Source organism: Sphingobacterium deserti, assembly GCF_000757725.1.
Lineage (GTDB): Bacteria > Bacteroidota > Bacteroidia > Sphingobacteriales > Sphingobacteriaceae > Sphingobacterium > Sphingobacterium deserti.
On the sequence record NZ_JJMU01000001.1, the window covers coordinates 1 to 13,819 of the forward strand.

The window sequence follows — 13,819 nt, forward strand, 5'->3', positions numbered from 1 at the left end:
TTCCCCGAACCACGCAAGCACCTGTGGATCTGCGGGATATTTTTATACGCTGGCCCCTGCCGGAGGGACATCTGCCCAAAGATCTGGCCGAAACACGCGCGGAAATTCTTCTTGCCCGTAAAGCTTACTCTTACGGGGAAGCCGGAAACGCCCTAGCTTAACATGAAGCTTACGAGCCTTTGCTAAAGGTTCACAGAGGATTGCTGAGATGATTCCGACAACCATGCCCAAGTAGTGGTCAGCACAAAACCTACATAACGCTATAAAAAGGTGAACAGCGCAGCGCCTATGATGGAAATATAGGACTTAAAACGCTCAAGGTTTTCCAGCGTTATAGGTATCAACAATCTCAGTAAGAGTTTTTAAAGACATTTTTTGTCCAATTAGAGCATCAATGGATTGAACTGTATGAGGATCATCGCCCATCATGGCTTTTAATTGATACAAGGAATCACTATGTTTGGAGCCTAGCGTTGCAGCAGTATTAATGTACACAACGCAACCATTCTCCTCTTTGTAGAGATAAACATCATTCCCTCCGATTGTCACACCTACGCCAACCCCAGGGTAACCGCCAGGTGCCGCGCCCATCCTTCTACGCTTGATCAGATAGATAGGACCTTTCGATCTTGATACAAAAACAGTGGGATGCTTTCTTTTCTCATCATCGTCAAAGAACGTGGCAATGTAAGTTTTATTTGTTTTATAAGATTTCGCTAGTATGAAGTCCTTCTCACGCAACGTTATTTTTTCACCGTCACTAGCTCGTTGAAATTTCATAGCCATTATCGAAGGCCCGATAAGCTCGCCCCACACAGTATCCTGCGAAGGGGTTACGTAAAAGTCTTTTCTCTCCTGAGCAATGCTACAGGTAGTTAAAAATCCGGCGCATAATAAAAATAATGTTCTCATTAGTTTCTTATTATAATGTTAAAAAATACAATGTGAGTATTCATTGCGCTACGAACAATTGACCCATCTCCAAAATGCCCTCGTATCAATATTTTCCTCTTCCGAATAAGCCATTGAGTTTACATTTTAAAACATTAATAGACGCACTATAAGCGCAAATGTGTTTACATGAACCAATGAATCATCATAAAAACCGACATTAAAGAGCATACATTCAACGAATTTAATCTAAATATTTCTCAAAGAGAAATAAAAACACTAATTAAAGATAAGCTACGTTTAAGTAAAAGGATGGAAAAATTGCGTGCAATCACCTTAAGAAAAACGCATGCAGGCCTATACCCATTCAGGAGTCGGTATAGTATGATGAATAGGAATAATGGGTAACTACCGCATTACATTGATCTGAATGAATGTTGACACCAGCATTGCGCTCCGTGATAGCTAATCCTCTTGACTTATGCTATGTTTCGGAATACAAATGTAGAACGTACTTCCCAAACCGATTTTGCTCTCCATCCGTATATGCCAACCCATACGATTTGCAAATTCATGGCAAAGCATAAGACCTATACCTGCGCCCTTTTCTTGGAAAGTTCCGAGATAACTTTCCTGCATATCGCGATCTTGCAACTTCGCCAATTTTTCGTTGTCCATGCCCGCCCCCTCATCAGCAATAGCAACTACTACTTCCTCTGGCCGCTCTTCGTGGAAGACGGTGATTGTCTTTCCGAGATAACTAAATTTAATCGCGTTGCTAATAATGTTACGCAGAATGAATTCAAAACGTTTAAGATCGCCTTGGATAACTACATTGGGATCGACACAATTTTTTAAATCTAACTCTTTCAAGTTTAATCGATCCGAAAATAACGATTTACATACTTCTACCAATTCGAAAACGGCTAATGATGTTATCTCTAAACTTTCATTCCCCATTTGTTGCGAGGACCAAACTAGTAATTCGTCTAACATTTTAGATGCTGTTTCAACTTCATGACCAATGGCTATTAAGGTGCGCTTTATATCATCAGCCGGCAGATCGATCAATTTTGACACGGAAAGCAAAACCTGAAAATTCGCTATAGGGGCACGCAAATCATGCGATACAACGGAAAAGATGCGGGATCGAAAGCGGTCTGCCTGGAAAAGTTCTTTGTGTTGTTCATGAATACGTTCTGCTTGCTCTTTTATTTCGTCTCGTGCTCGTTCTACGTTTTGCTTCTCATTACGCAGTTGTACATTCTTACGCTGCAGCAATATCAGCATGATAACGAAGGTTAGCAAAATGGTTAAAGCAGCACTTAATAAAAGTTTAAATAACAACGACTCTCTTTCTATAGCGGCATTTTCAAGAAGTAAGTTTTTATTTTCCAGTTCCTTTTTCTCGGTTTCATATTTCTCACGAAGCTCTTCGCGAACCTTTAGGCGAAGCAGTTCCATTTCTTCGGCATCTGCAACCGTGGCACTGTCCACATCAGTTAAAACGATATCCTTATCGTCTTCTTTAATGGCTTTGGCTATCTTCTGAAAGTCGGAATTAAATTCGTCAAAGAGATCGTGCAGTCCACTTTTCTCAATATTCTGCCGAATAATTTCTACTTCTTTTTCCGCTAATTCAAATTGTCCCCGGCGCACAAAAATATTGGCTCTGTTGATCCGCGAATAACATATACCGTAAGTGAAATTACCCGCTTCGGCAATGTCAATTGCCAAATCTGTGTAGTATTCGCTTTTCAACACATCTTCATTTTTCAGATAGAGGTAACCGAGCAGTGTATAGCAATTGTACAAGTCGACTTCAGGAGCTTTTCTTTTGGAAAAATCTATTGTTTTTAACAAGTAGTTTATCGCGTCGACTACGTCTGCCTTTTTTGATCCTTTTAATGCACCTTGCGCTCGGATGTTTCCAATATTGATAGCGATATTTGCTTCGTTTCGTATGTCCGCTATCTCTCGCGCGATGACCATAGCCTGCTCGTAGTATACGAGAGCCTGTTTAGCATCTCTACTTACGTTGAACACATTCCCTATATTTAAAAGAGAAAGCATAGCACCTTTTCTATCGCCGTTTTTTTCCCGTGCGCGAAGCACCTTGAAGTGCGTGTTAATGCTTTCATCGAAATTGTACAATTTTGATTCGATTACTCCAATCACGTTAAGAAATGAAAGCTGAATCTCGCCCATCTTATTTGCTACGGCCAATTGATACCCCTTTTCAGCAATCTCCTTTGCTTCCTGTGGTGAGCTCTTGTAAAGTTCCGTAGAAACCTTGTAGTGCGCCATGACTTTTAGGGAATCATCATTAAGCGTAGCTAGCTCGCTATTTAGTCTGTTCCAACCGGTTTGCTGAGCCGAGGTAAACAAGTAGCACAAAATGAAAGTTACACCGAGGATGATCGATTTTGAAGCAGATACCAAGCCGTTTTTAATTAATGGGGTTAATGACAAATGCTACAAAAATAATAAAAGCTATGTATTAGTCCATCGCGAAGTAAAGTTAAAATGCAATATCTCATCCGAATGGTATCGTTTTTTGTATAATAGCAACGTCGATACTGTAAACGAACGATAAACACAAGCTATGAAACAGCAAAAAACTAAACTTGAATCCCGAATAGCAAGCTTTAAATTTGCGATTCAAGGGTTGGTCGTGGCGTTTAACGGAGAGCTCAATTTACGAATACATTGTATCGCAGCGCTTCTTGTTATTGGCGCCGCCATTTATTTTGATCTGCCTCCTATCGAGTGGATCGCTCTATGTTTTGCTATAGCGCTCGTCATCATCTCCGAATTAATTAATACAGCACTGGAATATTTATCAGATGTGGTATCGCCACAACAAAATCCTCAAATTAAAAAAGTTAAAGATATCGCTGCTGGGGCAGTATTATTTGCATCATTACTGGCTATAACTGTCGGGCTACTCATCTTTTTGCCAAAGATCATTTAATCAGCCGGTGAACTGTACAGAAAAAAGGGCAACTATTGTAGTGTATATACAACAGCAATACAGGTTTATGCTATCCACGAGACGCGCGTCTGTTAAGATTGCTGAGGTCAGCGGATAGTGTTTAGCGATAAGACCGAAGTTGGCGTAAAATCGCTTCGTATTGTAAAAATAAAGTGATACAAATACTATGGCATAGCGATTGCAGAACCTTTAGTAATTCATAATTTTTAGGTTAATAATTGGTTAGTTTAAAAGAATCCTGAAGCACCTGCTACAGGATTTTTTTTGTACAACTGTCTGGTGAGTGATCAGTATCAATGATGGTAGTAGACACATGGCACGCTTCGGCGTGTTTTTAGAAGAGACTTTACCGAGAACAGGGATTTTTGTGAACTAATTTCTTCTATACGACAATATCCCAATCTACAGAACGTATATCCCCCTAGATTCTCAAAAAATATTTGAAAAACTATTGTTCAAATTTTGGTGAATTTAAAATTGATATGTACCTTTACCAGCGCATTACATTTAGACCGACACATTATTTGTGTTCTATTTTTAAATAGGTTGAAAAATTCCCTGTCCCATACAGGGAATTTTCTTTTTTGTAAAGAAGTTCAGGCTGCAGTCCAATCGCATTCCTAAATGGATAAATGAGCTTGATGTACCACTTCTTCCCGTCGGTGACTATGGTATGAAAGATTCAATCTATTCCAACGAATCGCGTTACGCCTTTATTTATTTTTGTTATCTTAAGACCGACAAAAACAGAATTTAAATTATGAATAAGCTACTAACCATCGTGTTTATACTGAGCGGTATGCTGGTCCAAGCGCAACACAAAGAAAGCCGTAGAATTGCTAACATCAAAGGTATTGCCGTTTCAAGCGGCATTGAAGCCACCTACGTGCAGTCGAACCGAAACGAGATCATCGTTGAAGTGGAAGATCCCACCCATTTAAAGAAGCTAGAAACGGTGGTAGAAAATGGAACCCTTATTATTAGATACAAATCGAACAGCAATGTTCGAACGCGTGGAACGAACAGGGTGACCGTTTACACATCATCGTCTTCATTGCAAAGATTAAAAGTAACTTCAAGTGCTTCATTACGCGTAGAGCCCTCTATTAAAACTGCGGCTATCCTTGTTGAAATTAGCTCTTCGGGCAAGCTTTACGTGGCAAATTTGGCAACAGACAAGGCTACCATAGATGCAAGCTCATCCGGACAACTCAATGCTAACATGGCAGCGACTTCGCTGACAATTAACCTTTCCAGTTCCGCACAATTACATCTTCTTGGCTCTGCGAAATCTGCGACAATAGCCGTCAGCTCTTCTGCACAAGCTGATCTCTCGGAATTCGAAATAAAGCAGGCGGTGGTGGAAGTAAGTTCTTCTGCAAAAGCAATAGTAAAGGTAGAGGAAAAATTAATTGCAGATGCATCATCTTCAGGAAAGATAGTTTATATTGGATCGCCTCGCAGCTTAACAACGGATAAGTCATCCAGCGGGACAATTCGTCAGCAATAGTTTATCTTGCTTATGCGAAAGCTATTCTCCTTTCGCATAAGCAAAATAACATTAACAATGGAGCTTACCAGCCTATTCCATAATCCTCGCCATTATTGCTGCTTCCGCCCCATAGCGTATTATGCTTTTGATCAAAGTAAATAGCGTTGATAGGACCACTGGTACGCTCACCGAGCTGTATAGTGTATCCCATAGACTTTAATTTTTCAATTGCGGCATTAGCAACGCGTTTATCTAACAACAAGCTACCTGCCCTTGGCTTTCTATCGGCAATCTTTGTTCCGCCCAATGACAGCCATAGTTGATTGCTATTTATGTTTGGCGCTTCGCTGGCCTCCTGTACAGTCATGCCAAATTCTACTACATTCAAGAAGAACTGCAGTAAATTTTGATCTTGCGTATCACCGCCCTGCACAGCGAATGATAAAAAGGGCTTACCATCCTTTAACGCGAGTGAGGGTGTTAACGTCACTCTAGGGCGCTTTCCCGGCGCAATAACATTGAAAGGGCTAACCAAGGAATCAAGCACGAAGCTTTGTAAACGTTGGCTCATCCCAACGCCGGTACGGCCAGCGATGCAAGCCGGCAACCATCCGCCACTAGGTGTGATGGATACCACCCAGCCGGCGGAGTCTGCCGCTTCAATGCTAGTTGTTCCGCGCATCAAGCGATCCATATAGGCGCTATCAGCTGAAAAATCTGCAGTTTCTGCACCCCTACTGCTATTTGCCAAGGCAACCGCCGGCGTAGCATCATGCTTGGGGACAAAGTCTTTGATTCCGCTGTCGGTTGTGTCCGATAACTTCGCACGCTCAATCAGTAAAGCGGAGAATGGATTTTTTTTCCCTTGTAATGCATACGGATCTCCCGGTGCAGCGAAGGCATTGTTCTTTGTCGGATTAATTTCCTTCGCGCGGACTTTCGCATAGTCGTCGCTCAACAAGCTTTCGATAGGAGTTTTAGGGAGAAAATAGGGATCACCATAATAAAAATCACGATCGGCGAATGCTAAGTTCATTGCTTGATAAACAGTATGAATATAGTCGGCGGAGTTATATCCCATTTTTCCTAAGTCGAAATGCTTCAATATATTCAGACTCTGTAACAGCGCTGGGCCTTGCGTCCACTCCTGCAGTTTATACACATCGATTCCTTTATAATTTACATGCAGCGCCTCTTCTTCAACAGGCTTCCAATTCGCGAGATCCGCCTTGGTTATCAAGCCGCCCTGCTCCTGGCTACCGCGCACAAATTCTGCTGCTATATCGCCTTTGTAAAAACGATCATAGGCGGCCATAATAGCTTCTTTTCTCCCTTTACCCGCACGCAATGCTGATTGCTCTGCATCGACCATTTTCTGTAAGGTCTGTAACAGATCTGATTGTACAAAAATTTCTCCAGCTTCCGGCCCTTCGCGCGTCTCCCCTTCATGGACCAAAAACACATCTTTGCTATATGGCCATTGCTTGATTCTGTCTTTGCCACGTTCGATACTGTTTGCTGTCTGTGCATCTATCGGATAGCCGGCGGCCATTTCCATAGCAGGCTTTAATACATCGGCGAGGCTTTTCGTTCCATAATTTGCCAACATATAACATAACCCTCCAGGGGTGCCCGGCGTAACAGCCGCCAATGGGCCATATTCAGGGGGAAATGCGTACCCCTTGCTCTTGAAAAAGTCTACGGTAGCGCCAGTGGGGGCAACCCCAAGAGCATTTATGGCTATTACCTTCTTTAGCTTTGGATGATAGAGTAATGCTTGTGTCTCGCCGCCCCAGCTCAAAACATCCCACATGGTACAGGTAGCTGCTAACATCGCGCAGGCCGCATCAACGGCATTTCCACCGTCATTAAATAGTTTAGCACCGGCCGTGGCAGCGAGGGGCTTTCCCGTTATAGCCATCCAGTTTTTGCCATGAAGCGGCGGCTTCTGCGTACGCTGTGCATAACCTGTATGGATAATGGTACAATAAACAGCAACTAAAAAGAGGGTAAGACGGAAAGAGAACGTTGGCATAGTCAGTTTTTCGTACAAGATATGGTTTTGATTAATGAAACACAAATACGCATTTTGGTTTCGGTAAAATGTACTAACGAGATGCTCACTAACTTATTAAAACTATATATTTTGAAATATTATTAACCAAACTAAATTTAGAGTTGTGCTTTTACGCTACGCTCGCGCAGGCGTATAGCAACGCCTTCTTGATTAAACGGGCGGATTTCAATAGATGTATGAGGAAAACGGTGTCTGCTTATTCAATTTCACGTTTAAATAGCAGACAAGATTAGATTTGCGTGCATACATGGTTTCCACAATGGATTATAATATTTAACATTCCATTTACTTGGATAAATATTTTTTTTCTATATTAGATTCAGCTAATAGGCTAAAAATTAAGTACATCTTTTCGATTGTCTATATTTTTATGCCGACTTATAAACGACAAAAAATAAATATAAATTGAAAATCATGCCGTTCGGACCGAGCCTAAAAGGATTTATGGCATAGAATTAGTACTGATACTTACAATCTTAAATTTAAATATAATGAACAAAGCAGACTTGATCAAGCATATTGCCAGCGAGGCTGGAATTACGCAGTCACAGGCAGAGAAAGCAGTTAACAGTTTTACTGGTGCGGTATCCTCAACCTTATCAAAGGGAGAGTCCGTTACGTTAATCGGATTTGGAACATTCGGAATCTCTGATCGCGCTGCGCGCAATGGTAGAAATCCGCAAACCGGCGCAACAATTAAAATCGCCGCTAAAAAACTTCCTAAATTTACCGCAGGTAAAGCTTTAAAAGAAGCAGTGGATGCACCAAAAAAAGGAAAGAAAAAGTAAAAATAAAAAACAAGGGAGCGCTGCTCCCTTGTTTTTTAATCACTATACTGCCCCCCTCGATTAGTTGTCATACATCTCTGTTGAGCAAAACCATATACGATCACATCCATTTCAAATGGCGAATACCGTGGAAACCACCTAAACCAATAGATAAAAACGGGTAGCCACGCTTATTCGGAAACATTACGTCATAGCCGACGCGCAGGTTCAAGATTGTACCGTATTCAAAATAAAGGTGCGGATTAATACGGATTTGATTATTACGATTAGTATTAAAATCAAACATATACCCCGCCCCTGTTCCCACTCCCAGTAAGAAATTGTTACTGCTATCATCTATGAGATAGTAATGCAGCGTAGCTTGCGGAACCAAGCCCGAGGAGACTTCCCTATTTTTAGTGGTGTAATCTATACCAACCATAAATTCAAACGGTCTATATGCACTAAGTACAAACGGATAGTTCAGAGAAACCTGCATCATAGGCTTTTGCTGCTGTTTATAACCTAAGCTTATGATCTGTGCCTCACTCTTGCCACAGTAAAAGATAGTAATGAACAGGCTGAAAAGTCGGAGGTGATTCTACATAAGAGCTATATTATTGTGATGATATAAAGATAATGTATAATGCGACGCTGACTTATCCCTAAAAAGGGATATTACAAAAAAGCTGCCTTCCAAAACGATGGAAGGCAGCTTCATAGGCTTTCAAAAAGTATACTACTACTTTAGATGTTTAGTAAAGAAACCGATCATCGCCTTATAAAATTCGATTTGATTTTCTTCTTTACCAAACCCGTGCCCTTCGTCATATTTTACCATGTAAGGCACATCTACGTCCTTTTCTCGTAGTGCTTTGACAATTTGATCCGCTTCTGCTATTTTCACCCGCGGATCATTTGCACCTTGCACAACAAATAATGGAGCTTTGATTTTATCAATATGAAATAAGGGAGAAACTTCTTTGGCTATTGCAGCCTCATCCTCTTTGTCAAGATCATACCAAATCTCGTATAGCATTTCTTTATACGGTTTCCAATATTCTGGGATAGAACTCATCAAGGTGAAGATATTGGAAACACCTACGTAGTCTACACCTGCTTTATACAGATCAGGTGTTTTCGTAAGTCCACGTAAAACGGCATATCCACCATGGCTTGCGCCGTAAATGGCAATATTACTTTTATCGGCCCAGCCTTGGTCAATTACGTATTGAATTCCATCTTCCACATCATCCATTGCCTTACGACCGATCTCTTTAAAGCCGGCACGCAAGAAATCTTTACCATATCCACCTGAAACGCGAAAGTTCACCTGTAATGTAGCGTATCCGCGGCTGGCGAAAAGCTGTGTTTCAGGGTTAAATCCCCAACTATCGCGAATGCCTTGTGGCCCACCGTGTGGATTTACGATCAACGGCACCTTTTTACCATCTAAGGCTGCTTTAGGTAATGTGATGTATCCATGCAGCGTCAATCCATCACGTGACTTAAAGGTGATAGGGCGCATCTCGGCCATGTCTTGCTCTTTCAGCTGTGGCATTAAATCAACCAAAAGTGTTGCTTTTCCACTTTTTGTATCGTAATGATAATAGCGACCATAGAGTTTATCGCTTTGTACGACAACGAGAAGCTGATCTTCATTATCCGTTTTACCGGCAATAGAAAATTCATAGCCTTTAAATTGCTTGTCTAGATTTGTATAGATCTTTTTAAATGTATCGCTAATGGGTTTTATAACTACTTTTTCACCCTCATAGCCTACGAAATCTATCTCCCAATTACGCTTACGCGAAAGGGCAATCAGATTGGCATCGTATTCATCATTCGAATAAATTTCCTTGAGCACCTTTTTGTTTTTCAAATCGTATAGCACGATACGAGATTTATCCGAATCGAGGTTTGTCAATACATATGCTTCGTCTTTATTTTGCGACGCGTAATTGAAAGATACTATGCTAAATGTATCGTCCCATTTAGTCGTGTGGAAGAGTGTAAAATCAGCTGTTCCAGATGGTTTGTAAAAAAATTGCGTATTGATTCCGTTCAGCATTTTAGCATAGCCACGTAGATTTCCATCCTTATCAAATTCATACCCAACGATAGCATTCTCCGGGTCTTCATTCGTAAATAATTTTTCCATAGCACCTGTATGGATGTTTACCTTATAGGGCTCGAAAACCTGTTTATTATCTTTATTCATTTGAATGATGATAAAGTCCTTTTGCTCTTTCAGCATATTTAGGATCGATGCTTGCACGCCTTCGAATGGTGTAAGGTCGATATTTTTGCCCCCATCAATGTTGATTGCATACAGGTGGTAGTTTTCATTGCCGCCTTGATCCATGACGTATACTAAACGCTCATCATTAATCCAGCCCATTCCGCGAATAAGCTCCTCTTTTTCTTCGATAGCGCGCACAACTTTTCCTGTTGCAACTTCCTTCACCATCACATGTCGCTTGTTTTTATCGTCTTTTTCCCGGTAGGAGATGTATTTACCATTAGGCGATAGCTGGAAACCAGACGTTTTAGGTTTTGCAAAATAATCTTCGACGCGGTACTTAAAGTTACCTTTATCTAAAGAGATCAGATCGGCTAATTGCTGTTTTGTTGATACAAGTGTGGTATCACCAGGCTTGGTAACCACGGTTTTTTTCAGAACCAATGGCAAATCCATACCGCCCTGACTGTATGTTCCGGTAACCGTCTCGCCTTCTAAAGTTCCTTTATATTGTATTCCCGCTTGGTCGATTTTTAAACTTAATGCATTTTCTTCATATGTTGCGGAAGATACAGGGATCCCGACAGCGCCCTGAAGTGGAACATCCATAGTTGCCTGTAGCACACTATTTTCTTCTGCAATGTGAAAAATGATTTCGATGGCGGTACCTTGAACATCCAGTGTACCTTTCCAATCGCCCTTAATTTGTGCAATGGTATTTGACATTCCCAAAACTACAAATACAATCGAATAAAAAATCTGTTTCATGTTTAATTGACTTGATTTAGTTATAAGTCGAATTTATCATAAAAAAGTTACATTTTAAGAAGGCTTTTTTTGATTGCTCATACCGGCAAACTCGCAAAAAACAGTAACACACTGATTGCTATACGATTGTAAGTATATGCTATCATAACAAAAGCGGAAAAGAGCTGGAAACACAGTTAATGCTCAGCTCTTCAAAATGCCATCGAAAATGCGATGCATTCGCTTTATATTTCGGCATTTCAAAAGATGGTGGCGCTATTTCACTACCCCAGCTTCTATTAGGCTTTTCTCCCATTTCTAATATCAACTCGCCACCTTGCATTAGGTCCTTATGCTGAATCCACGATGCATTATGCGCCTTACCATTTAGAACTGCCGATTGGATATACTTATTTCGCTTATCAAAGTTTTTAGCGATAACGCGAAATGTCTGACCATTGGACAGCGCAATACTGGCCTTTTCAAAGAATGGGCTTCCGATGGTATAAGCGGGTAAGCCTGGTGTCACCGGATAAAACCCGATCATAGAGAATACAACGAATGCCGACATCCCTCCCCCATCTTCGTCACCTGGCACACCCATAAGATCATTTCTAAACCATTGCCGGATCAATTCGTGAATTCTTTTCTGTGTCATCCAGGGCTGACCCGCGTATGCGTATAGGTATGGGATATGCAAACTTGGTTCGTTAGCCATTGAAAACTGGCCGACATTGCCGGTGTGGTCGGGTAGTTGACTGAAGAAGTCGAATTTACTTTTCCCGAGCGGCTCGCGAAATGTCTGATTTAAATTGTCTATAAACGGCTTATTACCGCCCATGAGCGTGATCAGGTCCGCCACATTGTGGGGTACATCCCAACGGTAAACCCAACCATTGTTTTCGCCGTAATACTCGCGAGCGCCCTGCCCACCAGCGTAGCGATAATCGAAAGGTTCAACAAAGCGTCCCTCCTTATCCTTTGGATGAAAAAAACCGGTTTCACTGTTGTAGAGGTTGCGGTAGTTTTTTCCATTCTTCAATAGTAATGATGCATCTGCTTGCTTTCCTAGTGCCAGTGCCAACCGCCCTAGTGCCCATTCGTCGTAAGCTGTTCCTAAAGTTACCGCTACTGGTTGTCGCTTCTCAAAACGATGTACTTCCGGAACGGTCTCTGACTCTCCTTCCCGAAGCGCGGGGATATAGCCTTTTTCTTTATAAAACTGATCTAACCAGCCTGCGGGCGCAGACGACCATGGAGCTAATGTTTTCTCGTGAACGGCCCTTTTACCACTTTCATATGCTTTATCCACATCAAACGTACGCAAGCCCTTCACATAGGCGTCGGCAATCGTAACCACAGCGTGGTTAGAATTCATGCGTCTAGAATCGCCTGTGATTTCGGGAAAAGTGGGCATCCAGAAATTGTCCATTTGCTCTGCCATGCGTACAAATGAGTTTAAAATCGAAGATTCCCTGCGCGCATCAATTAATAAACGCAACGGATGTGTCGCCCGGTAGGTATCCCAGATCCAATCATCCGTATAAAAATCTTCCTTATCCGTATGTACTTGGCCATCAAAAGCGCTGAAATACCGGCCGTCTTCGGAGATCTTTACCGGCCGTTCGAAACATCTGTAAAGAGAGGTGTAGAATAAGCTTTTATCGTCCTCATAAGGAGTCTCTACTTTGACCGAAGATAGCGCATTTTCCCAAATTTGGCGCCCCTTATCAGCCACTTCGGATACATCAAAACCTTTTATTTCACGGCGTAAATTTTTTGCTGCCTGCTCTACACTGATGAACGATATGCCATAACGAAATCTCACTTTCGATGTTTGCGGATTGAAATGAAATCCTGCCGCCACTCCCTTGCCATTTGCGATCTTTTTGCTTTTATCGATATGATTGTTGACCAGAACACCCTCTTTTATTGGGGCGACATCCACCTCGCCGTATAAGTAAACTACAGTACTGTTTTGCAACTTTTGCGAGGCATGAATCTCTTTACCGCTAATGGAAACATCACCGGATAATGTGTTAAAAATTAAATTTTTATCCCCTTCGTCATTAAACGTCAATTCATATATGGCAGATTGATGCGATGGTGCGAAACGCACGTCAATTTGAGCATCCAGTAGCGAAACACCATAATAATAAGGCTCGATTTGCTCGTTATCGTAGGTGTACAAATACACGTTCTGAAGTTCGCTTTGGACCGTTCCCTGCACAGCACTAAGATTAAATGCCGAACGCCCCCTATGACTGGTAACTACTAAGGGCAATCCTTTTATTTGATCGCTTGTGTAATCCGATCGCTCCGGATACACGCGGAGCATACTATTTGGTAAATGTATAGTGGGAAACGTAGGCACCAACAAATGACTGATGTTACCCATATACGGATTAACGTAATCTACTGCAAACTTATTCGCTTGACCAAAAACAGATATTCCGCTTGTTTGGAAAAGACACAAGAGACTGAAAAGGCTTAGGATTTTATTCATATTCTTCGACGATGAACGGGCAAGTTATTAAAATAATTAGCTCCGTGTAAGCACACGGAGCTACAAATATGTAACAAATTAATTGGAAACGTTACCGTAGCC

9 protein-coding genes are annotated in these 13,819 nt (G+C 41.6%); 3 read left to right on the top strand and 6 right to left on the bottom strand.

The genetic code is table 11. The annotated features are described in order from the left end of the window. Window positions 1-315 precede the first annotated feature (315 nt). Window positions 316-912 (bottom strand): hypothetical protein, encoded by a 597-nt coding sequence (locus DI53_RS00005; RefSeq protein WP_037494057.1) that lies wholly within the window; start codon window positions 910-912, stop codon window positions 316-318. 444 nt (window positions 913-1,356) lie between these two features. Further along, window positions 1,357-3,363 (bottom strand): sensor histidine kinase, encoded by a 2,007-nt coding sequence (locus DI53_RS19930; protein ID WP_131555117.1) that lies wholly within the window; start codon window positions 3,361-3,363, stop codon window positions 1,357-1,359. Between the two features lie 133 nt (window positions 3,364-3,496). Between DI53_RS19930 and DI53_RS00020 the strand changes: the two genes are divergently transcribed. Together DI53_RS00020 and DI53_RS00025 are read left to right on the top strand one after the other, a co-directional pair. After that, window positions 3,497-3,865 carry a diacylglycerol kinase family protein gene (locus DI53_RS00020; RefSeq protein ID WP_037494059.1) on the top strand — a complete coding sequence of 123 codons (369 nt, stop codon included), beginning with the start codon at window positions 3,497-3,499 and terminating at the stop codon, window positions 3,863-3,865. Between the two features lie 781 nt (window positions 3,866-4,646). Then, window positions 4,647-5,396: a GIN domain-containing protein gene (locus DI53_RS00025; protein WP_037494060.1), complete on the top strand. Its 750-nt coding sequence runs from the start codon at window positions 4,647-4,649 to the stop codon at window positions 5,394-5,396. 64 nt (window positions 5,397-5,460) lie between these two features. Here the strand turns inward: DI53_RS00025 and DI53_RS00030 are convergent, their stop codons facing one another. Then, on the bottom strand, window positions 5,461-7,413 hold the full coding sequence (locus DI53_RS00030; RefSeq protein WP_071790440.1) for a gamma-glutamyltransferase family protein: 1,953 nt from the start codon (window positions 7,411-7,413) through the stop codon (window positions 5,461-5,463). A gap of 515 nt (window positions 7,414-7,928) precedes the next feature. On the opposite strand from DI53_RS00030, the gene DI53_RS00035 reads away from it, so the two are divergent. Then, complete coding sequence (locus DI53_RS00035) at window positions 7,929-8,243, top strand: HU family DNA-binding protein (protein ID WP_476712779.1); 315 nt, start codon at window positions 7,929-7,931, stop codon at window positions 8,241-8,243. Between the two features lie 100 nt (window positions 8,244-8,343). Here DI53_RS00035 and DI53_RS00040 read toward each other — a convergent pair whose 3' ends face one another. The 3 genes from DI53_RS00040 to DI53_RS00050 all read right to left on the bottom strand — a co-directional run bounded on the left by DI53_RS00040 (window position 8,344) and on the right by DI53_RS00050 (window position 13,717). Next, complete coding sequence (locus DI53_RS00040; RefSeq protein WP_131555119.1) at window positions 8,344-8,724, bottom strand: hypothetical protein; 381 nt, start codon at window positions 8,722-8,724, stop codon at window positions 8,344-8,346. Window positions 8,725-8,964: 240 nt separating this feature from the next. Beyond that, the gene (locus DI53_RS00045; RefSeq protein WP_206537968.1) at window positions 8,965-11,232 is read right to left on the bottom strand and encodes an alpha/beta hydrolase family protein; all 2,268 of its coding nucleotides are present in this window, start codon (window positions 11,230-11,232) and stop codon (window positions 8,965-8,967) included. Between the two features lie 142 nt (window positions 11,233-11,374). Further along, window positions 11,375-13,717 carry a GH92 family glycosyl hydrolase gene (locus DI53_RS00050; protein ID WP_071790438.1) on the bottom strand — a complete coding sequence of 781 codons (2,343 nt, stop codon included), beginning with the start codon at window positions 13,715-13,717 and terminating at the stop codon, window positions 11,375-11,377. Between the last annotated feature and the right edge of the window lie 102 nt (window positions 13,718-13,819).